The organism is Croceicoccus sediminis, assembly GCF_007570835.1.
In the GTDB taxonomy this organism is placed as follows: domain Bacteria; phylum Pseudomonadota; class Alphaproteobacteria; order Sphingomonadales; family Sphingomonadaceae; genus Croceicoccus; species Croceicoccus sediminis.
In genome coordinates, this window is record NZ_SUNC01000001.1 from 797,345 (window position 1) to 823,058 (window position 25,714).

The 25,714-nt window shown below is 61.1% G+C and carries 35 protein-coding genes; 3 read left to right on the forward strand and 32 right to left on the reverse strand.

What is annotated here, in order from left to right:
* Positions 1-133 precede the first annotated feature (133 nt).
* The 32 genes from rpsK to rpsL form a co-directional block, all read right to left on the reverse strand.
* Positions 134-523 (reverse strand): 30S ribosomal protein S11, encoded by a 390-nt coding sequence (gene rpsK, locus FAX90_RS03600; protein ID WP_047820301.1) that lies wholly within the window; start codon positions 521-523, stop codon positions 134-136.
* A 57-nt stretch (positions 524-580) separates the two neighbouring features.
* Positions 581-949, reverse strand: coding sequence for a 30S ribosomal protein S13 (gene rpsM, locus FAX90_RS03605; RefSeq protein WP_144095606.1), 369 nt, complete (start codon positions 947-949; stop codon positions 581-583).
* Positions 950-1,314: 365 nt separating this feature from the next.
* A complete protein-coding gene (gene gdhA / locus FAX90_RS03610) occupies positions 1,315-2,670 on the reverse strand; it encodes an NADP-specific glutamate dehydrogenase (protein WP_144095608.1) in 1,356 nt (451 codons plus the stop codon).
* 107 nt (positions 2,671-2,777) lie between these two features.
* Positions 2,778-3,530 carry an SRPBCC family protein gene (locus FAX90_RS03615; RefSeq protein ID WP_144095610.1) on the reverse strand — a complete coding sequence of 251 codons (753 nt, stop codon included), beginning with the start codon at positions 3,528-3,530 and terminating at the stop codon, positions 2,778-2,780.
* A 107-nt stretch (positions 3,531-3,637) separates the two neighbouring features.
* On the reverse strand, positions 3,638-4,285 hold the full coding sequence (locus FAX90_RS03620) for an adenylate kinase (protein WP_144095612.1): 648 nt from the start codon (positions 4,283-4,285) through the stop codon (positions 3,638-3,640).
* 35 nt (positions 4,286-4,320) lie between these two features.
* A complete protein-coding gene (gene secY, locus FAX90_RS03625) occupies positions 4,321-5,685 on the reverse strand; it encodes a preprotein translocase subunit SecY (RefSeq protein WP_144095614.1) in 1,365 nt (454 codons plus the stop codon).
* A 114-nt stretch (positions 5,686-5,799) separates the two neighbouring features.
* Positions 5,800-6,288, reverse strand: a complete 489-nt coding sequence (gene rplO / locus FAX90_RS03630; RefSeq protein ID WP_144095616.1) for a 50S ribosomal protein L15 — start codon at positions 6,286-6,288, stop codon at positions 5,800-5,802.
* A 123-nt stretch (positions 6,289-6,411) separates the two neighbouring features.
* Complete coding sequence (locus FAX90_RS03635; protein ID WP_144095618.1) at positions 6,412-6,924, reverse strand: hypothetical protein; 513 nt, start codon at positions 6,922-6,924, stop codon at positions 6,412-6,414.
* Positions 6,925-7,150: 226 nt separating this feature from the next.
* A complete protein-coding gene (gene rpmD, locus FAX90_RS03640) occupies positions 7,151-7,336 on the reverse strand; it encodes a 50S ribosomal protein L30 (protein WP_066765603.1) in 186 nt (61 codons plus the stop codon).
* Between the two features lie 6 nt (positions 7,337-7,342).
* The gene (rpsE, locus tag FAX90_RS03645) at positions 7,343-8,122 is read right to left on the reverse strand and encodes a 30S ribosomal protein S5 (protein ID WP_144095620.1); all 780 of its coding nucleotides are present in this window, start codon (positions 8,120-8,122) and stop codon (positions 7,343-7,345) included.
* A 2-nt stretch (positions 8,123-8,124) separates the two neighbouring features.
* Entirely contained in the window at positions 8,125-8,469 is a 345-nt protein-coding gene (rplR, locus tag FAX90_RS03650) for a 50S ribosomal protein L18 (protein ID WP_144095622.1), read from the reverse strand.
* A 1-nt stretch (position 8,470) separates the two neighbouring features.
* A complete protein-coding gene (rplF, locus tag FAX90_RS03655) occupies positions 8,471-9,004 on the reverse strand; it encodes a 50S ribosomal protein L6 (protein ID WP_144095625.1) in 534 nt (177 codons plus the stop codon).
* The gene (gene rpsH / locus FAX90_RS03660; RefSeq protein ID WP_066765599.1) at positions 9,004-9,399 is read right to left on the reverse strand and encodes a 30S ribosomal protein S8; all 396 of its coding nucleotides are present in this window, start codon (positions 9,397-9,399) and stop codon (positions 9,004-9,006) included. Before rpsH ends, rplF begins: the two co-directional genes overlap by 1 nt.
* 11 nt (positions 9,400-9,410) lie before the next feature.
* Positions 9,411-9,716, reverse strand: coding sequence for a 30S ribosomal protein S14 (gene rpsN, locus FAX90_RS03665; protein WP_144095627.1), 306 nt, complete (start codon positions 9,714-9,716; stop codon positions 9,411-9,413).
* 26 nt (positions 9,717-9,742) lie between these two features.
* Positions 9,743-10,324: a 50S ribosomal protein L5 gene (gene rplE, locus FAX90_RS03670; RefSeq protein ID WP_144095630.1), complete on the reverse strand. Its 582-nt coding sequence runs from the start codon at positions 10,322-10,324 to the stop codon at positions 9,743-9,745.
* Entirely contained in the window at positions 10,317-10,637 is a 321-nt protein-coding gene (rplX, locus tag FAX90_RS03675; protein ID WP_144095632.1) for a 50S ribosomal protein L24, read from the reverse strand. Before rplX ends, rplE begins: the two co-directional genes overlap by 8 nt.
* The gene (rplN, locus tag FAX90_RS03680) at positions 10,637-11,005 is read right to left on the reverse strand and encodes a 50S ribosomal protein L14 (RefSeq protein WP_066765590.1); all 369 of its coding nucleotides are present in this window, start codon (positions 11,003-11,005) and stop codon (positions 10,637-10,639) included. Before rplN ends, rplX begins: the two co-directional genes overlap by 1 nt.
* 64 nt (positions 11,006-11,069) lie before the next feature.
* Complete coding sequence (rpsQ, locus tag FAX90_RS03685; RefSeq protein WP_144095634.1) at positions 11,070-11,360, reverse strand: 30S ribosomal protein S17; 291 nt, start codon at positions 11,358-11,360, stop codon at positions 11,070-11,072.
* A gap of 10 nt (positions 11,361-11,370) precedes the next feature.
* Entirely contained in the window at positions 11,371-11,574 is a 204-nt protein-coding gene (rpmC, locus tag FAX90_RS03690; RefSeq protein ID WP_066552632.1) for a 50S ribosomal protein L29, read from the reverse strand.
* A complete protein-coding gene (gene rplP, locus FAX90_RS03695; protein WP_066552631.1) occupies positions 11,571-12,005 on the reverse strand; it encodes a 50S ribosomal protein L16 in 435 nt (144 codons plus the stop codon). Before rplP ends, rpmC begins: the two co-directional genes overlap by 4 nt.
* A 21-nt stretch (positions 12,006-12,026) precedes the next feature.
* The gene (gene rpsC, locus FAX90_RS03700) at positions 12,027-12,722 is read right to left on the reverse strand and encodes a 30S ribosomal protein S3 (protein WP_144095636.1); all 696 of its coding nucleotides are present in this window, start codon (positions 12,720-12,722) and stop codon (positions 12,027-12,029) included.
* A gap of 2 nt (positions 12,723-12,724) precedes the next feature.
* Complete coding sequence (rplV, locus tag FAX90_RS03705) at positions 12,725-13,102, reverse strand: 50S ribosomal protein L22 (RefSeq protein WP_144095638.1); 378 nt, start codon at positions 13,100-13,102, stop codon at positions 12,725-12,727.
* A complete protein-coding gene (gene rpsS, locus FAX90_RS03710; RefSeq protein WP_066552624.1) occupies positions 13,102-13,377 on the reverse strand; it encodes a 30S ribosomal protein S19 in 276 nt (91 codons plus the stop codon). Before rpsS ends, rplV begins: the two co-directional genes overlap by 1 nt.
* A gap of 6 nt (positions 13,378-13,383) precedes the next feature.
* A complete protein-coding gene (rplB, locus tag FAX90_RS03715) occupies positions 13,384-14,220 on the reverse strand; it encodes a 50S ribosomal protein L2 (protein ID WP_066765579.1) in 837 nt (278 codons plus the stop codon).
* A gap of 12 nt (positions 14,221-14,232) precedes the next feature.
* Positions 14,233-14,541 carry a 50S ribosomal protein L23 gene (locus tag FAX90_RS03720; RefSeq protein WP_144095640.1) on the reverse strand — a complete coding sequence of 103 codons (309 nt, stop codon included), beginning with the start codon at positions 14,539-14,541 and terminating at the stop codon, positions 14,233-14,235.
* Entirely contained in the window at positions 14,534-15,157 is a 624-nt protein-coding gene (gene rplD, locus FAX90_RS03725) for a 50S ribosomal protein L4 (RefSeq protein WP_144095642.1), read from the reverse strand. The genes FAX90_RS03720 and rplD overlap by 8 nt, the downstream gene beginning before the upstream one ends.
* Positions 15,158-15,160: 3 nt before the next feature.
* Entirely contained in the window at positions 15,161-16,015 is an 855-nt protein-coding gene (rplC, locus tag FAX90_RS03730) for a 50S ribosomal protein L3 (RefSeq protein WP_066765572.1), read from the reverse strand.
* A gap of 190 nt (positions 16,016-16,205) precedes the next feature.
* Entirely contained in the window at positions 16,206-16,517 is a 312-nt protein-coding gene (gene rpsJ / locus FAX90_RS03735) for a 30S ribosomal protein S10 (RefSeq protein ID WP_047820271.1), read from the reverse strand.
* A 168-nt stretch (positions 16,518-16,685) separates the two neighbouring features.
* Positions 16,686-17,861, reverse strand: a complete 1,176-nt coding sequence (tuf, locus tag FAX90_RS03740; protein ID WP_144095644.1) for an elongation factor Tu — start codon at positions 17,859-17,861, stop codon at positions 16,686-16,688.
* A 106-nt stretch (positions 17,862-17,967) separates the two neighbouring features.
* Positions 17,968-20,100, reverse strand: a complete 2,133-nt coding sequence (gene fusA / locus FAX90_RS03745) for an elongation factor G (protein ID WP_144096823.1) — start codon at positions 20,098-20,100, stop codon at positions 17,968-17,970.
* Positions 20,101-20,211: 111 nt separating this feature from the next.
* Positions 20,212-20,682: a 30S ribosomal protein S7 gene (gene rpsG, locus FAX90_RS03750; RefSeq protein ID WP_144095646.1), complete on the reverse strand. Its 471-nt coding sequence runs from the start codon at positions 20,680-20,682 to the stop codon at positions 20,212-20,214.
* 164 nt (positions 20,683-20,846) lie between these two features.
* Positions 20,847-21,218, reverse strand: a complete 372-nt coding sequence (gene rpsL, locus FAX90_RS03755; RefSeq protein ID WP_047820267.1) for a 30S ribosomal protein S12 — start codon at positions 21,216-21,218, stop codon at positions 20,847-20,849.
* Between the two features lie 465 nt (positions 21,219-21,683).
* Here rpsL and FAX90_RS03760 point away from each other — a divergent pair, with 465 nt between their 5' ends.
* The 3 genes from FAX90_RS03760 to FAX90_RS03770 all read left to right on the forward strand — a co-directional run bounded on the left by FAX90_RS03760 (position 21,684) and on the right by FAX90_RS03770 (position 25,708).
* Positions 21,684-23,807 carry an ATP-dependent nuclease gene (locus FAX90_RS03760; protein WP_144095648.1) on the forward strand — a complete coding sequence of 708 codons (2,124 nt, stop codon included), beginning with the start codon at positions 21,684-21,686 and terminating at the stop codon, positions 23,805-23,807.
* A gap of 67 nt (positions 23,808-23,874) precedes the next feature.
* Complete coding sequence (locus tag FAX90_RS16780) at positions 23,875-24,852, forward strand: hypothetical protein (RefSeq protein WP_240704700.1); 978 nt, start codon at positions 23,875-23,877, stop codon at positions 24,850-24,852.
* Between the two features lie 40 nt (positions 24,853-24,892).
* A complete protein-coding gene (locus FAX90_RS03770; RefSeq protein WP_144095650.1) occupies positions 24,893-25,708 on the forward strand; it encodes a universal stress protein in 816 nt (271 codons plus the stop codon).
* Positions 25,709-25,714: the final 6 nt, after the last annotated feature.

Sequence of the window (25,714 nt, forward strand, 5' to 3'; positions counted from 1 at the left end):
CCCCTAGGGTTTGTCGGTTCTTATCCGGGGTGCGTATGGAGGGAATACGCCTTCCCCACAGTATCGATCCGAAGTGGGCGAGTGCGGGTGGACGGACCGTGGATCCTTCGGCCCGTCCCTCGCCCTTTTCAGATCAGACGCGGCGGCGCTTGGACGGACGCACACCGTTATGCGGGATCGGGGTCACGTCGCGGATCGAGGTGATGGTGAAACCCACCGCCTGCAGCGCGCGAAGTGCGCTTTCGCGGCCCGAACCCGGGCCTTTAACTTCGACTTCGAGCGTACGGACGCCGTGTTCGGCAGCCTTCTTGCCCGCATCGTCCGCCGCGACCTGCGCAGCGTAAGGGGTCGACTTGCGGCTACCCTTGAAGCCCATCATGCCTGCGCTGGACCAGCTGATCGCATTGCCCTGTGCATCGGTGATGGTGATCATGGTGTTGTTGAAGCTGGCGTTCACGTGAGCGACGCCGCTGGAAATGTTCTTGCGTTCGCGGCGCCGAATGCGCTGGGGTTCGCGTGCCATTGTCTTGGTTCCTGTATCCTGAAGGAAGGGTCAGCCTGCTGCCTGAAAGGCGCGGGCTTACTTCTTCTTGCCGGCGATCGGCTTTGCCTTGCCCTTGCGGGTGCGCGCATTGGTGTGCGTGCGCTGACCGCGGACGGGAAGGCCCTTGCGGTGACGCAGGCCGCGATAGCAGGCCAGGTCCATGAGGCGCTTGATGTTCATCGCGTGTTCGCGACGAAGGTCACCTTCGACGAGGTATTCGGCGTCGATCGCTTCGCGGATCTGCAGCACTTCCTGGTCGGTGAGGTCCTGGACACGGCGGGCATGATCGATGCCCAGCTTGTCGGCGATATCCTTGGCCGACTTCGGGCCGATACCGTGGATGTAGGTGAGCGCAATAATAACGCGCTTGTTGGTGGGGATGTTTACCCCGGCAATACGAGCCACTTAATTCTCCATGCTCCACAGGGGTTTGGCATTGGCCACGCCCCTATCTCATCGCGGTTAAACGCCAGTCTTCGTCGGACCCCTGTGCCAGAACGGCAAAAAGTCCGGGTGGAACGCGTTCTTGCGCGAACCGGCCGGACAGGACCCGATTTATGACGAGCGAGCGCCGCGCTTACGTCGATTCGCGCGGCAAGTCAACGGGCCAGCGAGAAAGCCGCCCGTCCCGGCAATGGCTGCCGGGACCTCTTCCATACTCCAAGGGCGTCCGATCGTCAAAGGCCGGGAGGTCAGCGTGATCCGAAACCGGCACGAACCGCCCTGCCACCGCAAGGCAGGTCCGCGCCGGATTCCGTTTCTCCGTGCGGTCAGACGACGCCAAAAGCCAGCATGGCATCGGCCACTTTCTTGAAGCCCGCGATGTTCGCGCCACGCACGTAATCGGTATAGCCGCCGCCCATCTCGCCATAAGTCAGGCAGCGGTCGTGGATGCCGTCCATGATGTCGCGCAGCAGGACCTGAAGCTCGTCCTCCTTCCATGCGCGCCGGGCCGAGTTCTGGCTCATCTCCAGCCCCGAGACCGCAACGCCGCCGGCGTTGGCCGCCTTGCCCGGTGCGAACATGATCTTCGCGTCCTTGAAGACATGCACGGCATCGAGGTTCGAAGGCATGTTCGCCCCTTCGGACACCGCGATGCAGCCGTTGGCGACCAGCGCCTTGGCATCGTCGCCCAAAAGCTCGTTCTGCGTCGCGCAGGGCAGCGCCACGTCGCATTCGACATTCCACGGCGTCTTGCCCTCGTGAAAGGTCGAGCCTTTGAACTCTTCGACATAGTCGCTGATCCGGCCGCGGCGGTGAGTCTTGTGCGCCTTGACCCAGTCGATCTTTTCCTGGGTCAGCCCTTCGGGGTCGTGGATGAAGCCGCCGGAATCCGAAAGCGTCACCGGCTTTCCGCCGAGATGCACGATCTTTTCCGCCGCGTGCGTGGCGACATTACCGCTGCCAGAAATCACCGCGACTTTGCCATCGAGGCTGTCGCCCTTTTGCTTCAGCATGTTTTCGAGGAAGTAGACCGCGCCGTACCCGGTCGCCTCGGTCCTGATGAGCGAGCCACCCCATTCCAGCCCCTTGCCCGTCAGCACGCCGGTGAACTGGTTGGTGATGCGCTTGTACTGCCCGAACATGTAACCAATCTCGCGCCCGCCGACGCCGATGTCGCCCGCCGGCACGTCGGTATCGGCCCCGATGTGGCGATAGAGCTCGGTCATGAACGACTGACAGAAGCGCATGATCTCGCGCACGCTCTTGCCCTTGGGGTTGAAGTTCGAACCACCCTTGCCCCCACCCATCGGCAGGCCGGTCAGCGCGTTCTTGAAGGTCTGCTCGAAAGCCAGAAACTTCAGCACGCTCTCGGTCACGCTGGGGTGGAAACGGATGCCGCCCTTATAGGGGCCGATCGCGTTGTTGTTCTGAACCCGCCACCCGCGCTGAACGCGGATATTGCCGTTGTCGTCTTCCCAGCAGACGCGAAAGGACACGACGCGATCAGGCTCTGCAATGCGGCGCAGGATCTGCTGCTCGTGGTACTCTTCCTTGTCCGCGATGAAGTCGAAGATGTCTTCGGCCACTTCCTGCACGGCCTGGACGAATTCGTCCTGGTGCGGATTACGGCGCTTCACCCCTTCCATGAACGTCGGAAAGTCGACGTGATCGGATACGGCCATGAGTATTTTCCCCCTCTTGCGATGCACGAAGGGCGAGTCGCCCACGCGTCATCAGGAAGGGAACATAACCGCTTTACGCCCGCGTGAAAGCAATCGTCGGAAAGTTCTCAGCGCGTGTCGAATTCGTCGAGTTCTTCGTTGCCTACAGGGGACAGTTCCTCGCGCGCTTCAGGCTCTGCATCAAGATCGGACAGGAAATCCGCACCGAAGCCCTCTTCCTCGACCGCAGCGGCGGCCTCCTCCATGGCGACTTCCTCAGCTTCTGCTTCGGCAGCAGCGGACGGCGGCAGATCGATAACCTCTGGCGCGGGGGAATCAGCGGTGCGGCCGATCTTGTCGGCAAGGCGGGAAAGCTGCTCTCCGATCACGCGGTCCACGGCCGGCCCGATCTGGTCGACCGGGAAGCGCATCGTTCCGCCCACGACATATTCGAACAGGACGCGCGTACCCCCATCGACCTGCTTCATCGTAATGGTGAGAACGCCGTTGACCGCCTCGCTCTGCAAGGGCCCAAGCGCGCCAGAGAGGCGCATGGCCGTACCCGGGTCGACGAACAGGACTTCCATGTGGCGCACGCTGCCCGGTTCGGGGCGGCTGTCGCCAGCAGGCAGCATCTCGCAGAAGCAACCGCCGGCACGGGGGTCCAGCGTCAGGTTCTCGGCATCTCCGGAAAACGAATGCGCCCCGTTCCACCAGCCCGCCGGCTCGACCAGCTCGGCCCAGATCGCCATCGGCTCGGCATCGACGACTTCGGTGTGGCGCGTGACGAAGCCGTCATCGCCGATTTTCTCAAGCGCCGCATGCGCAGGCGTGGCCAATGCAGCCAGGACTGTTGCAGCAGAAATAACGATCGAACGCATGAGACTGGCCCCTTCCCTGTTCCGGCAGACGGGCTAGCACAGCAAAACGCCGCGTCAAACGCGGCGCTCCACTTCATCGATTGCAAAGTCCCGCAGCGCGGGACGGATCAACTTTCCAGAATGGCGTTGATCGAATCCGTCACCGCGTCGATATCGGCCATGCCGTCGACGCGCGAGACGATGCCACGCTGTTCGTAGACCGGAAGGATCGGCGCGGTCTTGGCGCGATACTCGGCCATGCGGGTGCGCACGGTTTCCTCGTTATCGTCCGGACGGCGCTTGAACTCGGTGCCGCCGCAGCGATCGCAAACGCCTTCCTGCTTCGGCCGCTCGAACTTGTCGTGATAACCCTTGCCGCACGATGCACAGGTGAAGCGACCGGTGATGCGCTCAACCAGCGCATCCTCGTTTACCTCCAGCTCGATCACGTGGGCCAGCGTGCGGCCATGCTGCTGGAGGATTTCGTCCAGCATAAGGGCCTGCGCTTCGGTACGCGGATAGCCGTCGAAGATCGCACCGACGTCACTGCCCATCGAGGCCAGTTCATCGCTGATCAGGGCCGAGACGATCGTGTCCGAGACAAGCTCGCCCGCGTCCATGACGGCCTTTGCCTGGATGCCCACGGGGGTCTGCGCCTTGACGGCAGCGCGCAGCATGTCGCCAGTCGAAAGCTGGCGCATGCCATGCTTTTCCACGAGGCGCTGAGACTGCGTACCCTTGCCGGCTCCCGGCGGTCCGAGGAGGATGATGTTCACTTGAAAACTCTCCCTGTTGCCGGAAAGTCTATCGACTAGCGAAGCCGACCTTTCAACTTAGCCTTTTTGATGAGATCGCCGTACTGGTGCGCCAGCAGGTGGCTCTGAATCTGTGCAATGGTATCGACCGTCACGTTCACGACGATGAGCAGGCTGGTGCCGCCCAGAAAGAACGGAAGGCCGGTCTGACCGATTACGTATTCCGGCAGAACGCAGACCAGCGCCAGGTAAGCGGCACCGATCACGGTAATGCGGGTCAGGACATAATCGAGATAGTCGGCAGTGCGCTTGCCCGGACGGATGCCGGGAATGAAGCCGCCATTGCGCTTCAGGTTATCGGCCGTCTCTTCCGGATTGAAGACAACCGCGGTGTAGAAGAACGCGAAGAACACGATGCCGACCGCATAGAGCGTGAGATAGATAGGCTGACCGTGCTGAAGATACTGGTTCAGCGTGACCAGGATGCCACCCATCGTCGAGTCCGGCGCAATCGAATTTTGCGCGAACTGCGTGATCGTCAGCGGCAGAAGCAGCAGTGACGATGCGAAGATCGGCGGGATCACGCCCGCGGTGTTGAGCTTGAGCGGCAGGTGCGAACGATCGGCCTGCATCATGCCACGCTGGCTCGCCCGCTTGGGATACTGGATCAGGAGGCGGCGCTGGGCACGCTCCATGAAGCAGATAAACAGGATAAGGCCGATGATGACGATGATGAGCGCGATGATCAGGAACGGCGAGATCGAACCCGAACGGCCGCCTTCAAACAGCTGTGCCGTGATCGTCGGGAACTGGGCGATGATGCCCGCCATGATGATCAGCGAGACGCCGTTGCCGATCCCGCGGGAGGTAATCTGTTCGCCCAGCCACAGCAGGAACATGGTGCCGCCGACGAGGCTGATGACAGCGCCGATGCGGAACATGTAGCCCGGCGCGACGACGGCGTGCAGACCGCTGGAGGCCGCGAAGGTTTCCAGGCCGACGGCAAGGAAATAACCCTGGATCGCGGTCAGGCCGACGGTGCCGTAACGGGTATACTGGTTGAGCTTCTTGCGACCGCTCTCGCCCTCTTTCTTCAGCGCGGCCAGCGCGGGGTGCAACGCGGCGGCAAGCTGAACGACGATGGACGCGGTGATGTACGGCATGATGCCGAGCGCGATGAGGCTCATGCGCTCAAGGCTGCCGCCCGAGAACGTGTTGAAAAGATCGAGAACGCCGCCGCGCGTCTGAGCGTAGAGATCTTCAAGGATCAGCGGGTTCACGCCCGGAAGCGGAACGAAGCTCAGGAAGCGGAAGACGATGAGAGCACCCAGCGTGAACCAGATGCGCTGCTTGAGCTCGGTCGCCTTGCCGAAATTGGCCAGGGACATGTTGCTCGCGATGTTATCGGCGCGTGATGCCATGATATGAATCTATTGCCTTGCGGGGGCTGAGACGGGGCCCGTCTCAAGAACTGGGAACAGCCCATATAGGCAGCGGGCGAGGATGCAAACACCCTCGCCCGAACCTTGTCCCGATTATTCGGCGGCGGCCTTGTCAGCCTTGGCCGGAACGGTCGTCTCGACTTTACCGCCGAGCTTCTCGACCTGGGCCACGGCGCCCTTCGAGGCACCGGCGACCTTGAAGCTCACCTTCGTGGTCAATTCACCCTTGCCAAGGAGACGAACGCCGTCCTTGCCGCCACGTGCGAGGCCGGCAGCCTGCAGCGTTTCGTGGTCGATGACGCCCGAAGCATCGAGCTTTCCGGCGTCGATGAACTTCTGGATCATGCCCAGGTTGACCTGTGCGTAGTCCTTGCCGAACGGGTTGTTGAAGCCACGCTTCGGCAGACGCATGTGAAGCGGCATCTGGCCGCCTTCGAAGCCCTTGACGGCAACGCCCGAACGGCTCTTCTGGCCCTTCTGGCCACGACCGCTCGTCTTGCCCTTGCCGGAACCGATGCCACGGCCAACACGCATACGGCGGTGACGTGCACCTTCGTTGTCGCGGATATCATTCAGTTTCATATTCAACACTCGCTTTCGCTTTGATTCGCGTTGGTGAAGGGCCATGTCGGCCCGCGAAGCGCGCGCCTTAGCGGCGATAGCCCCCGCTGTCGACCCCCTGCCCACCACAACGCGATTACACACTCACCCTGGTGCAGCCCTCAGGACGCGAGACGCCGGATGATCCACGCCCGTGGCGCTGGCATCCTGGCCTCGGTCAGCCGATACGAGCAACGCGGCCGCGATGATCGCCATCAGGATCGAGTCGTGAATCGCGTAAAGCGCGTAACTGGCCAGCGAGACGTACGTCGCAATGACCGGCCTCAGGTACACTCGTTGCCGGACTAGCTCCCGAATAGTGCAAAGCACCCGACGCGAGGCCCCATGCATCAAGCAATCCGCCGAGCAACAAGTCTGCAATAGAACGATCATCAGTCGCGAAAGGCGATCGGTAAGATACGGCCGCCAGAACACCTTATCGTCCTTGCGGCGATCGACGGCGCGCGTGATCCAGAAACCTGATAGTACGAAAAACACCATCACGGCTTCGTGCCCAAGACCAGAGACCAAATAGACCGCCTTGTCGATCAGGCTCAGACGATTACCCGCCTCGGCAGCATCTACGATGAGCAGTTCACGGGCATGGTTGAGAACCACGACCGCTGCCGCGGCGAACCTAACATGTCCATGTACTGGTAACTGGACCGCTCCGTAACTGGGTGCACGGCTCCTGATGTGGTCGATGCCACGTCTACCTCCGGTTCATCCCTGGCCCCTGAGACGCACGGACGATCTACACTCCCCGCACCATCAAGGGTCAGATAAAAGAAAGGGCCCCGGTCGCGTGACCGAGGCCCCTTTTCTTTGGCGGTGCAGCCTGCGCTTAGTCCACGATCTCGACGAGATGGGGGACCTTTGCAACGGCGCCGCGAACTTCGGCAGTGTCCTGCAGTTCGACGACCTTGTGCATCTTGTTCAGTCCGAGGCCGATGAGGATCTTCCTCTGGCCTTCGGGGCGGCGGATCGGCGAACCGACCTGCTTGATCTTGATGGTCTTAGCCTTAGCCATGATCGATTACTCCACGATGGCCGCGGCGTCGGCTTCTGCCTCCGCCTCGGTCGCGCCACCACGGCCCAGAAGGTCGGCGACCTTCTTGCCACGACGCTGTGCCACCGACTTCGGCGAAGTCTGGTTGGTCAGCGCGTCGAAGGTGGCGCGGATCATGTTGTAGGGGTTCGACGTACCGACCGACTTGGTCACGACGTCAGCAACACCCAGCGATTCGAAGACGGCGCGCATCGGGCCGCCCGCGATGATGCCGGTACCTGCCGGCGCCGTGCGGACGTTGACCTTGCCGGCACCGAAACGGCCCTTGCCGTCATGGTGCAGCGTGCGGCCTTCCTTCAGCGGAACGCGAACCATCTTCTTCTTGGCAGCAGCAGTGGCCTTGTTGATCGCCTCGGGAACTTCGCGAGCCTTGCCGTGACCGAAACCGACGCGGCCCTTGCCGTCACCGACGACGACGAGTGCTGCGAAACCGAAGCGCTTACCGCCCTTCACGGTCTTGGAGACGCGGTTGATGTGAACGAGCTTTTCGATCAGCTCTTCACCGTCATCGTCACGGTTGCCGCGACGATCGTCACGACGGCCGCGACCACGGCCACCACGTTCACCGCCACGGTCGTTACCGCCACGGCCACGACCACCACGGCCACCGCGACCTTCGCGCGGCTGCGACGGATCGCCGGCTTCGGTCGACTGGTTGTCGGCCGCTTCCGTGCTGGCGACGGTCGGGGTCGGGGTCGAACCTTCGTTGTCGATCACGGGGGTTTCGTTGTTGTTTTCTTCAGCCATCATCAGAACTCCAGCCCGCCTTCACGGGCGGCGTCAGCCAGCGCCTTGACGCGGCCATGGAACAGGAAACCGCCACGATCGAACACGACAGTCGTCACGCCCGCCTTCTTGGCGGCAGCGGCGATGTCCTTGCCGACCTGCTGGGCGGCATCGACGTTCGCGCCCGAGGACTTCGCGCCCAGGGTGCTGGCAGCGGCAACGGTCTTGCCGGAAGCGTCGTCGATGACCTGCGCATAGATGTGCTTGCCAGTGCGATGCACAGACAGGCGGGGCTTGCCACCCGAACGGGCGCGGAGCGCGGTGCGCACGCGGCGACGGCGGCGCTCGAAAAGAGAAAGCTTGGCCATCTTACTTCTTCTTCCCTTCCTTGCGGAAGATGTACTCGCCGCGGTACTTGATACCCTTGCCCTTGTAGGGTTCGGGCTTGCGCCAGCGGCGGACCTCGGCGGCAAACTGGCCAACGGCCTGCTTGTCGATGCCCGAGATTTCCACGGTGGTCTGGTCCGGGGTCTTCACCTCGAGACCTTCGGGAACGTCGAGGTCGACGTCGTGCGAATAGCCGAGCTGAAGCTTGAGCTTCTTGCCCTGGGCCTGTGCACGGTAGCCGACGCCCGAGATCTCGAGGACCTTGGTGTAGCCTTCGGTAACGCCTTCGACGAGGTTCGAGACGAGAGTACGCTGCATGCCCCAATGGCTGCGCGCGGCCTTCGTGTCGTTCGCCGGCTGAACCGAGATCTCTTCGCCTTCCACCTTGTAGGTGATGAGGTCAGACAGACCCAGCGAAAGAGTGCCCTTCGGGCCCTTCACGGTCAGCGTGTCACCATCGATGTTGGCAGTCACGCCGCTCGGGATCGCGACTGCCTTCTTGCCGATGCGGCTCATCAGAACACCTCCGCCAGCACTTCGCCGCCGACGTTCTCGGCGCGTGCTTCGTTGTCCGAAAGCACGCCCTTGGGCGTCGACACGATGGTAATGCCAAGGCCGTTGCGGATCGTCGGAAGTTCTTTCGAACCCGAGTAGACGCGGCGGCCAGGCTTGGAGACGCGGGCAACGTGCTTGATCGCAGGTTCACCCTCGAAATACTTCAGTTCAATCCGCAGCGCGGGGTGCTTGCCGGTTGCGTCCTCGCTGTAGCCACGGATGTAGCCTTCGCGCTGAAGAACCTCGAGCACATTTGCACGCAGCTTGCTGGCGGGCGAAAGGACGGAGTCCTTCTTCGCACGCTGGCCGTTGCGGATACGGGTGAGCATATCACCCAGGGGATCGGTCATAGCCATCTATCAGTACCTCACCAGCTCGACTTGGTCAGGCCCGGAATCAGGCCCTTGTTGCCGAGGTCGCGCAGTTCGATGCGGTTGAGGCCGAACTTGCGGTAATAGCCGCGCGGGCGGCCGGTGGTGGTGCAGCGGTTGCGCACGCGGGTCGGATTCCCGTTGCGGGGAATCTCGGCCATCTTCAGGCGTGCGACCCAACGCTCGCTCTCGTCGAGCGACTCGTCATCGGCAATCGCCTTCAGCTTCGCGTACTGCGATGCGTACTTTTTGACGAGCTTCTTACGACGCTCGTTCTTGTTCACGGAACTCAGTTTCGCCATGGACTTAAGCTCTCTTTCTCAGCGGCTCACGCCGCCTCCTGCTGTTCCGACTCTTCAGCCGGGAACGGGAAACCGAAGAGACGCAGCAGCTCGCGCGCTTCTTCATCGGTTTTGGCGGTGGTCGTCACGATGATGTCCATGCCGCGAACCTTGTCGATCTGGTCGTAGCTGATCTCGGGAAAGATGATCTGCTCCTTCAGGCCCATGGCATAGTTGCCACGGCCGTCGAACGACTTGGGGTTCAGGCCACGGAAGTCGCGGATGCGGGGCATCGCGATCGTGACGAGACGGTCGAGGAATTCGAACATGCGATCGCGGCGCAGGGTAACCTTGCAACCGATCGGCATGCCTTCACGCAGCTTGAACTGCGCGATCGACTTCTTCGCCTTGGTGATGACCGGCTTCTGACCGGCAATCAGTTCCATTTCCGCAGCTGCGGTCTGGACCTTCTTCTTGTCCTGGCTGGCTTCGCCAACGCCCATGTTGAGCGTGATCTTTTCCAGCTTGGGCACCATCATCGGGTTGGCGTAACCGAACTTCTCGGTCATCGCCTTCACGATTTCGGCTTCGTACTTCGCCTTGAGGCGCGGAGTGTAGCTATCACCCATCGATCGTCTCCCCGGACTTGACGGCAACGCGCACCTTCTTGCCGTCACGCTCTTCGAAGCGGACGCGAGTGGGCTTGCCATCCTTGGGATCGGCAACAGCGACTTTGCTGATCGCCATCGGAGCAGGGTTGCGTTCGATGCCGCCCTGCGGGTTCACCTGAGTGGGCTTGCGGTGGCGGGTCGCGACGTTGACGCCTTCGACCACGACCTTGCCGTCCTTGGGAAGGACCTGGGTGACCGTGCCGGTCTTGCCCTTGTCCTTGCCCGAAAGCACGACGACGCTGTCACCCTTCTTGATCTTCGCGGCAGCCATTACAGCACCTCCGGAGCAAGCGAGATGATCTTCATGAAGCCGCGGCCGCGCAATTCGCGCACGACGGGGCCGAAGATACGGGTGCCGATGGGTTCTTCGTTCTTGTTGACGAGAACCGCGGCGTTCGAGTCGAAGCGAATTACGCTGCCGTCGGGACGACGCACGTCCTTCTTGGTGCGAACGATCACCGCGCGGTGAACGTCGCCCTTCTTGACCTTGGCACGCGGCTGCGCCTCCTTGACGGAGACCACAATCACGTCACCGACGCTGGCAGTGCGCCGCTTCGATCCGCCCAGTACCTTGATGCACTGGACGCGCTTGGCGCCGCTGTTGTCAGCAACGTCAAGGTTTGATTGCATCTGGATCATCGATCCGGTTCCTTTTCACTCGGCTTGCCAGAACCAGTCTGGCAGTTCCAAAAAGTCAGTCCGCTCAGCCGTTGGCGGCTTCGACCTCGATGTCGGCTTCCAGGGCGATATCGGCCTGGCCACCGACGCGGTCGAGAACCTTCCACGTCTTGAGCTTGGAGATCGGAGCGACCTCCTCAATGCGGACCTTCTCACCGGTGCGGTACGTGTTGTCCGCATCGTGAGCGTGGTACTTCTTCGAGCGGCGGATGATCTTCCCGTACAGCGGGTGCTTCACCTTGCGCTCGACCTTGACCACGACGGTCTTGTCGGTCTTGTCCGAGACCACGGTCCCGGTCAGGATACGCTTGGGCATGGTCTTGTCCTTACTTCGCTGCGCGGGCGCGTTCGCCCTGCAACGTTTTGATGCGCGCGATCTGGCGACGGACTTCCTTGATACGAGCGGGACGCTCGATCTGGTTGGTCGCAGCCTGGAAACGCAGGTTGAACTGCTCGCGCTTGAGATCGGTCAGATCAGCGGTCAGCTGGTCGTCGCTCTTGGCGCGAAGGTCTTCAGCTTGTGCCATCATTCACCTCCCAGGTGCGAGGAGTCGCCGAGACGGGCGACGACCTTGGTCTTGATCGGCAGCTTCATTGCAGCGCGGCTGAACGCCTCTGCAGCGAGCGGGCCCGGAACGCCGTCCAGTTCGAACAGGATACGACCCGGCTTCACGCGGGCTGCCCAGTACTCGACCGAACCCTTGCCCTTACCCTGACGGACTTCGGCAGGCTTCTTCGAAACCGGAACGTCGGGGAACACGCGGATCCACAGACGGCCCTGACGGCGAATGTGGCGAGTGATCGCACGACGAGCAGCCTCGATCTGGCGAGCGGTGATACGCTCCGGTTCCATCGCCTTCAGCCCGTACGAGCCGAAGTTGAGGTCCGTGCCGCCCTTGGCGTTGCCATGGATCTTGCCCTTGAACGCCTTGCGGAACTTGGTTTTTTTCGGTTGCAGCATTGCTCTTACCTTACCCTAACCTCAGCGCGCCGGTCGCACGCCGGAGGTCTGGGCCTCCATCATCAGACGGTCCTGCGCCATCGGGTCATGCGCCAGGATCTCACCCTTGAAGATCCAGCACTTGATTCCGATAATGCCGTACGCGGTCAGCGCTTCGGCTTCGGCGTAATCGACGTTTGCACGCAGGGTGTGAAGCGGCACGCGGCCTTCACGGTACCACTCGACGCGGGCGATTTCCGCACCGCCGAGACGACCACCGCAAGTGATCTTGATGCCTTCGGCACCAAGACGCAGGGCCGACTGGACCGCGCGCTTCATCGCACGGCGGAAAGCCACGCGGCGAACGAGCTGGTCGGCGATGCCCTGGGCGACGAGCTTGGCGTCGATTTCCGGCTTGCGGATTTCGACGATGTTCAGCTTCACTTCGCTGTCGGTCATCTTCGAGAGCTTCGTGCGAAGCTTCTCGATGTCAGCGCCTTTCTTGCCGATGATGACACCGGGGCGAGCCGCGTAGATCGAGATGCGGCACAGCTTGGCCGGACGCTCGATAACCACCTTCGAGATCGCAGCCTGCGGCAGCGTGTCGACGATGAACTTGCGGATCTCGATGTCTTCCTTGAGCAGACCGGCATAGTCGCGCCCTTCGGCGTACCAGCGGCTGTCCCAGGTGCGGTTGATCTGGAGACGCAGACCGATCGGATTCGATTTATGACCCATGATCAGGCCTCCTCGGCTTCGCGGACCACGATGCGCAGCCGGCTGAACGGCTTCAGGATGCGCGTGGACTTGCCACGGCCCCGCGTGTGGAAACGCTTCATGGTGATCGACTTGCCGACCGAGGCTTCTGCCACGACGAGCGCATCGACATCCAGGTTGTGGTTGTTCTCGGCATTGGCGATCGCCGAGGCCAGGACCTTGCGAGCGTCCTGGGCCATGGCGCGCTTGGAGAACGCGAGAATGTTCAGCGCGTCCTCGGCCTTCTTGCCGCGGATCAGACCGGCGACGAGGTTCAGCTTCTGGGCCGAGCCACGGATCGTGGTCCCGACTGCCAGAGCTTCCTTGTCACCGACGCGGCGCGGAGCTGCCTGCTTGCTCATCAGCGCTTGCCCTTCTTGTCAGCGGCGTGACCCGGGAACGAACGCGTGGGCGCGAATTCACCGAGCTTGTGGCCGACCATGTCCTCATTGACGGACACGGGGATGTGCTTCTGGCCATTGTAGACGTTGATCGTCAGGCCAACGAACTGCGGAAGAATCGTCGAACGACGCGACCAGGTCTTGATCGGCGCGCGGCCGCCAGATTCCTGGGCGGTCTCGGCCTTCTTCAGCAGGTGGAGGTCCACGAACGGACCCTTGCGGAGCGAACGAGCCATGACCGCTTACCTCTTCTTCTTCGCGTGACGCGAACGGATGATCATCTTGTCCGTCGACTTATTGTGACGGGTGCGGGCGCCCTTGGTCGGCTTGCCCCACGGAGTAACCGGATGACGGCCACCCGAGGTACGGCCTTCACCACCACCGTGCGGGTGGTCGACGGGGTTCTTCGCGACGCCGCGGGTAAGCGGCTTCACGCCCATCCAACGGCGACGACCGGCCTTCGCCAGCGTCTGGTTGGAGTTGTCGGGGTTCGACACGGCGCCGACGGTGCCCATGCAGTCACCGCGCAGGTAACGCTGTTCACCCGAGCCGAGGCGCACGATGACCATGCCGCGGTCACGACCGACGATCTGGGCATATGCACCGGCCGAACGTGCGATCTGCGCGCCCTTGCCCGGCTTCATTTCCAGGTTGTGAGCGATCGTACCGACCGGCATCTGCGACAGGAGCATGGCGTTGCCGGGCTTGGTATCAGCCTTTTCAGCAGCGATGATCGTGTCGCCGACAGCCAGACGCTGCGGGGCGATGATGTAGGCCTGCTCGCCGTCCTCATACTTGATGAGAGCGATGAACGCGGTGCGGTTCGGGTCGTACTCGAGACGCTCGACGGTCGCGGGGACGTCCCACTTGCGACGCTTGAAGTCGATGTAGCGGTACTTCTGCTTGTGACCGCCGCCGATGCCGCGCGAAGTCACGTGACCCTTGTTGTTACGGCCACCCGTCTTGCGCTTGCCTTCGGTGAGCGCCTTGACAGGCTTGCCCTTCCAGAGGCTCGACTTGTCGACGAGCACCAGGCCACGGCGGGCCGGCGAAGTCGGTTTATAGTTCTTAAGTGCCATCAGTCTCTAGCCTCAGATACCGCTGGTGACGTCGATGGACTGGCCTTCGGCCAGCGTCACGATCGCCTTCTTAACGTCGACGCGCTTGTAGGGCTTGCCCTTCCAGCGCTTCACCTTGCCCTTCTGGACAATGGTGTTCACGCCGGTGACCTTGACGTCGAACAGCGCTTCGACGGCTTCCTTGATCTGCGGCTTCGTCGCGGTCTCGGAGACCTTGAAGATCACAGCGTTGTTTTCCGAAAGAAGCGTCGACTTCTCGGTGATGTGCGGGGCGACGATAACGTCGTAGTGCCGCACGTCGATTTCCTTAGCCTTAGCCATTGAAACGGGCCTCCAGCTTTTCGACCGCGTCCTTGGTAAGGATCAGCGTGTCGTGCTTCAGGATGTCGTAGACGTTGGCGCCCACGGCCGGCAGGACATTGACGCCCGGAAGGTTGCCCGCAGCCTTGCGGAAACCGTCGTTGACGCTGTCGCCGTCGATCACGAGAACCTTGCCGCCGAAGCCGAGCTTCTCGAACTGGGCCTTGAGAGCCTTGGTCTTGGCGTCGTCAAGCTCGAGGCTGTCGACGACGATGAGGCCGTCCTTCGCCTTGCTCGACAGGGCCATCTTCAGACCGAGAGCGCGGACCTTCTTGTTCAGCGAGATGTCGAAATCACGCTTGCGGGCACCGTGAGCCTTACCACCACCGATGAAGATGGGAGCCTTGCGATCACCGTGGCGAGCCGTGCCGCCGCCCTTCTGGCGACCCCACTTCTTGCCCGTGCGGGCCACGTCCGAACGCTCACGCGTCGGGCGGGCGGTTCCGCGACGGTTCCACAGCTGCCAGGTGACAACGCGGTGCAGAATGTCTGCACGCGGCTCGAGACCGAAGACGTCGTCATTCAGCTCGATGTCGCCCGACGCCTTGCCGTCGAGTTTCTGGACCTTCACCTTCACGGATCAGCCCTCCTTGTTCTCGCCGCCATCGGCAGCGTTGTTTTCGGTGTCGGCACCGGCTTCCTGTTCCTTGAGCAGTTCAGCCTGCTGTTCGGCGGAAACTTCCGGCTGCACTTCGTGCTCGGCAGCGCTCTCGACCATGCCGGCCGGCGCTTCTTCGTGCTCGGGCTGCGTGCTCTTCTTCTCGAGCAGGGCGGCCGGGAACGGCAGACCTTCGGGAAGCGGCAGCTTCACGGCATCGGTGACGACCAGCCACGAGTTCTTCGCACCCGGGACCGAGCCCTTGACGAAGAGCAGACCGCGATCGGCGTCGGTGCGCACGATTTCGAGGTTCTGCTGAGTGCGCTGACGGTCGCCCATGTGGCCGGCCATCTTCTTGTTCTTGAAGACGCGACCCGGATCCTGGCGGTTACCCGTCGAACCGTGAGCACGGTGGCTGATCGACACGCCGTGCGTGGCGCGCATGCCCCCGAAGCCCCAACGCTTCATGGCGCCGGCGAAGCCCTTGCCCTGCGTGTGACCGGTGATGTCGACCTTCTGGCCAGCGATGAAGTGTTCCGCACTGATGGTTGCGCCGACCGGCGGAAGACCGTCTTCGGCTTCGACGCGGAATTCCGCGACCTTCATCTTCGGAGTCACTTCAGCCTTGGCGAAATGCTCGCGCTGCGGCTTTGCGACGTTCTTCAGTTTCGCTTCACCCGCGCCAAGCTGCACAGCGACATAACCGTCGCGGTCCATCGTGCGGTGCGAAACGACCTGGCAATCTTCCAGGGCCAGAACGGTCACGGGAACGTGACGTCCATCCTCCTGGAAAAGGCGGGTCATCCCGACCTTTTTAGCGATCACGCCAGTGCGCATGACCTAATCTCCTAACAGAGGCACCAAGGGCCCATCCCATGGTGCGTGTCAGCCCAGATTTTCATGCGTCGCCCCGTCCGGGCTGATAATGCCCTCCCCCGTAAGGAAGAGAGCGAGACGGGGGACGCAGCCCGGAAAGAATTTCCGGCGGTATCCCTAAGCCTTCGAAGTGAAGACCTAAGACCGGCCGTTAGGCCAGCTTGATCTCCACGTTCACGCCAGCGGCCAGATCGAGCTTCATCAGAGCGTCGACGGTTGCGGCGTTGGGCTGCACGATGTCAAGCAGCCGCTTGTAGGTACGGACCTCGAACTGCTCACGCGACTTCTTGTCGATGTGCGGACCGCGGTTCACGGTGAACTTCTCGATACGCGTCGGCAGCGGAATGGGGCCCCGAATAAGCGCGCCGGTGCGGCGTGCGGTTTCTGCGATCTCGCCAGTAGCCTGGTCGAGTACGCGGTGGTCAAACGCCTTGAGGCGAATGCGGATGTTCTGAGCTTCCATGTCCAATACCGATGCGAAAGAGCCAAACAGCAAGGGCCGCAGCCCCCACCAAAAAAGAAAGAACCGCCCCGCCTCACCATCGTTGGTTTCCCAACGCGGGAAGGGGCGGCCCTTCCGAAAATTTCGACCGGCGGGAGTGAATCACCCCCGCCGGTGCGCGTGCCTATATTACTTCGTGATCGAGCTGACAACCCCCGAACCGACGGTGCGGCCACCTTCGCGAATTGCGAAGCGCAGACCTTCATCCATCGCGATCGGAGCGATGAGCTTCACGCCGATGGTGACGTTGTCGCCCGGCATGACCATTTCCGTACCTTCCGGCAGAACCACTTCGCCCGTCACGTCGGTCGTGCGGAAGTAGAACTGGGGACGATAGTTGGCGAAGAACGGCGTGTGACGGCCACCTTCGTCCTTCGACAGGACGTAGACTTCTGCGTTGAAATCGGTGTGCGGCGTAACCGAACCGGGCTTGCAGAGAACCTGACCACGCTCAACGTCTTCACGGGCAACGCCGCGAACGAGTGCGCCGATGTTGTCGCCAGCTTCACCCTGGTCGAGCAGCTTGCGGAACATTTCAACGCCGGTGACGGTCGTCTTCTTGGTGTCCTTGAGGCCGACGATTTCGACTTCTTCACCAACCTTGACGATGCCGGTTTCGACGCGGCCGGTCACAACCGTACCACGACCCGAGATCGAGAACACGTCTTCGACGGGCATCAGGAAGGGCTTGTCGGTCGGACGCGGCGGCTGCGGGATGTACTCGTCCACGGCAGCCATCAGTTCCTTGATCTTGTCTTCACCGATTTCGGGATCGCGGCCTTCGAGGGCAGCAAGAGCCGAACCGGCGATGACCGGAATGTCGTCGCCCGGGAAGTCGTAGCTCGAGAGGAGCTCACGGATTTCCAGCTCGACGAGTTCGAGCAGTTCCGGATCGTCGACCTGGTCGACCTTGTTCATGAACACGACCAGAGCCGGAACGCCGACCTGGCGAGCAAGCAGGATGTGCTCGCGGGTCTGCGGCATCGGGCCGTCAGCAGCGTTCACAACCAGGATCGCGCCGTCCATCTGGGCAGCACCGGTGATCATGTTCTTCACGTAATCGGCGTGACCCGGGCAGTCGACGTGCGCGTAGTGGCGTGCGTCGGTTTCGTATTCGACGTGTGCGGTCGAAATGGTGATGCCGCGCTCACGCTCTTCCGGGGCCTTGTCGATGTTGTTGAAGTCGACGGCCGCGCCCTGGACCTTGGTGATGGCCGCGGTCAGCGTGGTCTTGCCGTGGTCGACGTGACCGATGGTGCCGATGTTGCAGTGCGGCTTGTTCCGCTCAAACTTAGCTTTCGCCATTTTAAAAAACCTCTGTTCGTCTGGATCTGTTGATCAATTTTGATTTTAGGCGGGACAGAGACGGCACCCGCTGAATCAGGCGCCGCCCCTAGACCGTTCAGGAAGCTTAAGCAAGCTTCTCCTTGACTTCGGCCGCGACATTCGCCGGGACCTCGTCGTAGTGGCTGAACTGCATCGAGTACTGGGCACGGCCCTGGGTGAACGAGCGCAGTTCGTTGACGTAGCCGAACATGTTGGCCAGCGGCACGTTGGCTTCGACAGCCTGTGCGTTACCGCGGCTGTCGGTGCCCTGGATCTGGCCACGACGCGAGTTGAGATCGCCAATCACGTCGCCGAGATAATCCTCGGGCGTGACGACCTCGACCTTCATGATCGGTTCGAGCAGCTTGATACCCGACTTCTGCGCAACTTCGCGCATCGCGCCGCGACCGGCGATTTCGAACGCAATCGCGCTCGAGTCGACGTCGTGGTACGCACCGTCGTAGAGTTCGACGGTGAAGTCGATGATCGGGAAGCCGACCAGGTAGCCGCTCTCGGCCTGCTCGCGCAGACCCTTTTCGATCGCGGGGATATATTCCTTAGGAATGTTACCGCCCTTGATGTTGTCGTCGAAGACAAAGCCCTGTCCACGCTCACCGGGGGTGACCTTGAGCTTGACGCGGCCGAACTGGCCCGAGCCGCCCGACTGCTTCTTGTGGGTGTAGTCGACGTCGACCGGCTTCGCGAGGTATTCGCGATAGGCGACCTGCGGCGCACCGACGTTGGCTTCGACCTTGAATTCGCGCTTCATGCGATCGACGAGAATGTCGAGGTGAAGTTCGCCCATGCCCTTGATGATCGTCTGACCCGATTCGTGATCGGTCGAAACGCGGAACGAGGGATCCTCGGCAGCCAGGCGATTGAGGGCAACGCCCATCTTTTCCTGGTCGGCCTTGGTCTTGGGCTCGACCGACAGCTCGATGACCGGCTCGGGGAACTCCATACGCTCAAGAATGATCGGAGCGTTCGGTGCGCACAACGTGTCACCGGTCGTCGTCTCCTTGAGACCCGCGATGGCCACGATATCGCCAGCGAAGGCCTCATCGATGTCTTCACGGTTGTTGGAGTGCATCAGCAGCATGCGGCCGATCTTTTCCTTCTTATCCTTCACCGAGTTCAGGACCGCACCCTTGGCGAGCTTGCCCGAATAGATGCGCGTGAAGGTGAGCGATCCGACGAACGGGTCGTTCATGATCTTGAAGGCCAGCGCCGAGAACGGCTCGTCGTCGCTCGACGGACGGGTCTGTTCTTCATCGCTGTCGGGCAGAACGCCCTTGATGGCCGGAACATCGAGCGGCGACGGCATGTAGTCGACGACCGCGTCGAGCAGGGGCTGAACGCCCTTGTTCTTGAACGCCGAACCGCAGGTCACCGGCACGAAATCGCGCGCCATGGTACCCTTGCGGATCAGACCCTTGAGCGTTGCGACGTCGGGCTCGTTACCTTCGAGGTAAGCTTCCATGACATCGTCGTCCTGTTCGACAACGGTCTCGATCAGCTGTTCGCGGTATTCGGCGACCTTGTCAGCCATGTCGGCCGGGATGTCGACGAATTCATACTTCGCGCCCAGGTCTTCCGCCTGCCACACGATGCCGCGGTTGTTAACGAGGTCGACAACACCCTGCAGGTCGCTTTCCGCGCCGATCGGGAGATAGAGCACCAGCGGCTTCGCGCCAAGACGGTCGATGATCGACTGTACGCAGTAATAGAAGTCGGCGCCGGTGCGGTCCAACTTATTGATGAAGCACATCCGGGGGACGCCGTACTTGTCGGCCTGGCGCCAGACGGTTTCGGACTGCGGTTCGACGCCTGCGACGCCGTCGAAGACCGCGACCGCACCGTCGAGCACGCGCAGCGAGCGTTCGACTTCAATCGTGAAGTCGACGTGGCCGGGGGTGTCGATGATGTTGATGCGGTACTTCGGCATTTCAGCGCGAAGGTCTTCGGGAGCCGAGCGGGGATCCATCTTCGGATCTTCGGGCGTCCAGAAGGTGGTGGTGGCAGCCGACGTGATCGTGATGCCGCGTTCCTGCTCCTGCTCCATCCAGTCCATGGTGGCGGCGCCGTCGTGGACTTCGCCGATCTTGTAGGACTTGCCGGTGTAGTAGAGGATACGCTCGGTCGTGGTCGTCTTGCCGGCATCGATGTGGGCCATGATGCCGATGTTGCGATAGCGATCCAGCGGATATTCGCGCGCCATGGAAAATTCCTTGAGGGGTTCGGGGTAAGTCAGGAAGACCTGCCCCATATAGTGATCATTGTGACCATCTGAAGACGCGACAGACACTGTCTGCCGCGCCGTAGATACGCCTTACCAGCGGTAGTGCGAGAACGCGCGGTTTGCGTCGGCCATGCGGTGGGTGTCCTCGCGCTTCTTCACGGCGTTGCCGCGGTTGTTCGAGGCATCCATCAGTTCGCCCGACAGGCGCGCCGACATGGTCGTTTCCGGACGGTTGCGCGCAGCCGTGATCAGCCAGCGGATGGCCAGCGCCTGGGCACGCTCGGGGCGGACTTCGACGGGGACCTGGTAGGTCGCACCACCGACGCGGCGGCTACGGACTTCGATCTGCGGCATGACGTTGCCAAGGGCATCGTGGAACAGCTGGACCGGATCGGTCTTGGCCTTGGCTTCGACGGTGTCGAGAGCGCCATAGACGATCTTTTCGGCAACGGCCTTCTTACCGTCGAGCATGAGGTTGTTCATGAACTTCGACAGGACCTGATCACCGAACTTGGGATCGGGCAGGATTTCCCGCTTCTCGGGACGACGACGACGTGACATGTCGTTTGCTTCCTTCTTCTTGGCGCCAACCTTCTCAATTCGTCATCCCCGCGCAGGCGGGGATCCAGAGATGGAATGGCGTTGAACTCAAAAAACCTTGGGACTGGATCCCCGACAAAATCGCCGATTGCGATTTTTCGAGGATGACCATGCCCCCGGCATGATCACTTCGGACGCTTCGCGCCGTACTTCGAACGGCTCTGCTTGCGGTCCTTGACGCCCTGGGTGTCGAGCACGCCGCGAAGGACGTGGTAACGCACACCGGGAAGGTCGCGAACACGGCCGCCGCGGATAAGCACAACGGAGTGCTCCTGCAGGTTGTGGCCTTCGCCCGGGATGTAGCTGATGACTTCTCGGCCGTTGGTGAGACGGACCTTGGCAACCTTGCGAAGTGCCGAGTTCGGCTTCTTCGGGGTCGTCGTATAAACGCGGGTGCAAACGCCGCGCTTCTGCGGGTTCTGCTCCATCGCAGGGACCTTGCTCTTGGCCTTCTGCGGAACGCGGCCCTTGCGGACCAGCTGGTTGATAGTGGGCATTTCGCTTCCTTCGTTGACCGACAGGGTTTCCCCCGCCGGGTTGCGCCCTCCCCCGCGCACATGCGGATGGGTTCAGGCAAAAAACCTGTTTCGAGCCGTTTGCATCAGCGATGGAGTGAAGGATCACGCGGGTTGCGGCCAAGGCCTTCGCATGGCGAAAGGCAAGCCGGTCTGAAAACCCGCACGAACCGAAACGCTCCACCTGCGAAGATGCAGGTTACTTTGCGCGGATACCCGGCGGGTATGACCCCGTTTCCAAAAGGAAAAAGACCCGCGCTTGAAACGCGAGCCTTACCGTCTCACCGGCAATGTTCAGCTCTATGAGTGTTGGCGTTGGATAAACCCAACCCCTCGACTGGCCGCGCCCCTACGCGGATTCGGGGGGTGGGTCAAGTGTGGGAAACTCCAAGAGGCAGCTTTTCGACCGCGACAATAACCTACATAATTGCGAAAGTGGAGGTCGCAATGATACTAGATTCGATCAAAATAAAAAATTTTAAAGGACTAAAGGACTGTGAGTTTATACCCAGTCAGTTCGGCTGCCTCGTTGGCGAAAATAATTCCGGCAAATCATCTGTCCTTCAGGCAATAGCCACCGGATTGAACAGAAGTGGGCAGTTGGCTGAGGCGCTATACTATGACCCCGCAATTCCAGTCGAATTCACACTAAAGTTCAGCGGTGTGAATGCCACACACCTAAATCGGTTAGCCCCTGAACATCGAAATAGAATCTCGGCCATACTTGATGATGAGACATTGAGACTAATCATCAGATTTAATTGTGGGCAAAAGTGCGAAACAACGACCCTGAAGTTAATCCCAGTAAATCCAAGTTATCGAGATGACGTAATTAACGACGTCTTTGCCGGTCTTCGCCCGCCTGCGGTAAGCCAGACATTAACTGATAGATACCCTGAGTTCAGTGAAGGCTGCCCTCCCGACCTGAACATTACCGGGGCAAAGGCATACCTAGCAAATAAGATTTCTGAATTGCCGAGAAATGACTTCGAGTTAGCAGAAACGCCTCTTCCGACTGGAATACCGACGTCTATAGGGCAATTGATCCCTGAAGCGATATACATTCCGGCAGTCAAAAATTTTTCTGACGACCTTAAGACAAGCCAATCAACTCCATTCGGCAGGCTGCTAGGTCTGCTGCTTGAAGGCATGCAGCCAGCGTTTGAACAAATAGAGCAATCGCTTGCTGATCTTGACGGCCTTCTCAATCGAATCACCACCGATGAAGGTGTCAGTGACAATCGACATGAACGTGTCCAGCAACTGGAGGCATCTATTCAGTCATATTTAAGGCTGAACTTTCCTAAGATTTCACTAGAGCTGGATGTACCAAAGCCGGAATTAAAGACAATCCTCAATACAGCTCAGATCTATATTGATGACGGGTCGAGGGATCTCATTGATAATAAGGGAGATGGTCTGAAGAGGTCTTTAACCTTCGCCTTACTTCAAACTTACGTCGAGCAGAGAAATCAATTCGAAGATGCAGCCGTTATTGAAAGCGATGATGATAATCCCACAAAAAGAAGGCCACTAATATTTTTATTTGAAGAGCCAGAGTTGTATCTTCACCCTAGCTCGCAAAAAGTACTGTTCCGCACGCTAGCCCAGATCAGCCAGAACAACCAAGTTATTGTCACAACCCACTCTCCTCTATTTTTTTCTCCCGGAGTAACTGCTAACTTTGTCAGGATTACGAAAGAAGCCAGCCTGCCCAAGCCAATTAGCCGCTTTCACACGGTAAACTTTGCTCTCGACATTGATAAAGCAGAGACGTTCCGCCTTGCTCGTTTCGAGAATGCTGACGCCGCATTTTTTAGCAGGAGAGTCGTCCTCTTCGAGGGGGAGTCGGATGACGCATTTTGCAAGCATGTCGCAGGTCTGCTCGATCCGAGTTGGGATTTCGATGCCAAGTCAGTGTCGATGGTGCGTGTATCTGGAAAAGGGAACTTTGCAAAATTTCGTAATTTCTTTCAGGCATTTGGCCTAGAGGTGAAGGTCGTCGCTGACTTAGACGCCTTGTTTGAAGGGTATGAACATTTGGGTGCCCCGCCTGACCTTAATGAATTGCGCGCTCAAGCCATTGCCGAAGTCGATACCTTCATTGAAGAAAATTCTATCCCTGCAGAGCTAAACAGACGTCAAATTAAGGATAAAGTTTGTCAGGCCAGTTGGAAGCAGCGATATGGAAGGGCAAAATTTATTCTAAGGAAGATACAAGAAACTGGAAAGATTTCAGACGAAGACGTCGGCACTTTCGATAAGTTGTTTACTTGGGAACAAGATGTCGCCCGCGTTCGAGCGTGCCGAGATCACGAAGCTTGCCGAGCGAAAATCACCCCCATTCTGGATGCTCTGAGACAGCATGGCATCTGCATTCTCTCGAAAGGCGCCATTGAAGACTACTATCCTTTTGAAGCTGAGTTTGGGTCAAAGCCTCAACGAGCATTGGAGGCAATCCGATTGCTTGAAGGCGCGGAAGACCTAACGGTCATTTCTGAGCCGTTGGCGGAAGGGAGACCGCCAGAGCTTCATGAGATTTTTTCCGAACTTTTTAGGGATATACCTTAAGTTATTTTCCTACACCCCTCCCGCTCCCTAATCCCCAGCGCCCCGTCCCCCGCACCGGAGCGCGCTCATGCCTACCCCCTTCCCCTTCACGCCCGTCGAGCGTGCCGCCCATGCTCGCCTAACGCCTGAGCGGCAGAGGGCGTTCATCGATGCGCTGGCCCGGACCGGCCTCGTGGGAGAGGCGGCGCGGGAGGTCGGGGTCTCGGTCGCGGGGCTGGAGAAGCTGCGTTATGCGAAAGGGGCCGAGGGGTTTCGCAAGGCGTGGGACGCGGCGCGCGGCTGCGATACCGCGCGTGAGGCAAGGCGGGCTGCCAGACGCGCTTCGCGGCCCTCGCCCCAACTATACTGGACAGAGCCGCCGAGCGAGGTGAGCGCCAACCCCGATGCGTCTTGCTGGGTGCCCCAACCTCATCAGCAAAAGTGGGGAGCGGTTTTGCGCCCGGATGAGGTGGGAAGCGCTCCGGCACCGGAAGGCCCGCTGCGCTGCCGGTCGGCGCGCCCTTCGCGGCGCACGTCCTATCTCGCCTTTGCCGCCGATCCGCCCTCTCCCGACGATCCGCTGCTGAACTTTACCCCGTTCGAGCACAAGGCGCCGCGTCGCAACTCCATCACGCCGCCTCGCCAGCGCGCCTTCATCGCGGCACTGGCCGCAACCGGATCGGTCACGCAGGCCGCGCGCGAGATCGGGGCCAGTCTGGAGGCGCTCTACCGCCTGCGCGCCCGCGGCGGGGCGGAAGGCTTTGCCAGGGCGTGGGACAAGGCGGTCGATCTGGGCATGGCGCGGCTGGAAGATACCGCGCTCATCCGAGCGATGGAGGGCGATCTGCGCCCCGTCGTCAGCGGCGGCAAGGTCGTGGCGTGGTATCGCCGCCACAACGACGCGCTCACCATGTTCATGCTGCGCCACCGCCGCGCCCACCGCTATGGCTCCGACGCCGAGCGCGCCGAGGCGAACGGGCCGGACGAGCAGGAGATCATCGATTCCATCAACCGCAAGCTCGACCTGATGCGGGCGAGGATGGAGGGGCGCGAGGGGATTGCGTGAGGGGATTGCGTGAGGGGGGCGCTTTGCATAGGCTGATGGCATGAAAGGTCCTGTCCTAGTCGCCACCAACCTCTCCGCCAGAGACGACCGCGCGATCGATCGCGCCGCCATGATGGCAAAGCTGCGGGGGGTGGAACTCGTCGCCGTCCACGTGGTGAAGCCCGGCAGCAAGCGGGCGCAGGACATGGACGCCGCGCGCGCCGCGTTGCAGGACGTGATCCCCAACGGGGTCGAGGCGCGGCTGGAACTGCCGGTCGGCTCCGCCCCGCTGGAAATCCCGCGCCTTGCCGACGAAATCGGTGCGCAGCTGATCGTGACGGGCGTGGCGCGGTTCAACGACATCGGCGACTATTTCCTGGGCACCGCGGTCGACCACCTGCTGCGCCAGACGCTGGTGCCAGTGCTGGTGGTAAAGCGCCGGTCCCACGGGGCTTACGAACGACTGGTGGCCGGGACGGACTTGTCCGATACGTCAGCCGGGGCGATCCGCGCTGCGGGCGAGCTGTTCCCCGATCCGCCGATCCACGTCGTCCACGGCTGGCACGTGCCTTTCGCGGGCTGGCAAAAGGCGCTGCACGTGCGCGAGGATACCGAGAAAGAGGCGAAGAAGGCGCTGGACACGTTCTTGGCCGATGCGGGCCTGCCCCCTGCCCTGAAGAAGCGCATCAAGGCCGAAACCCGCGACGGCGGGGCCGAGCGTGCGGTGCTGGACGCCGTCAACGCGCACGATGCCGACCTGATGGTGCTGGGCACGCAGGGCTGCGGCGGGTTCCGCCACGCGGCATTGGGCAGCACGGCGAGCCAGCTGCTGTCGAGCGCGCCTTGCGATGCCCTCGTCGTCCCGCCGGAGTGCTGAAAAGCA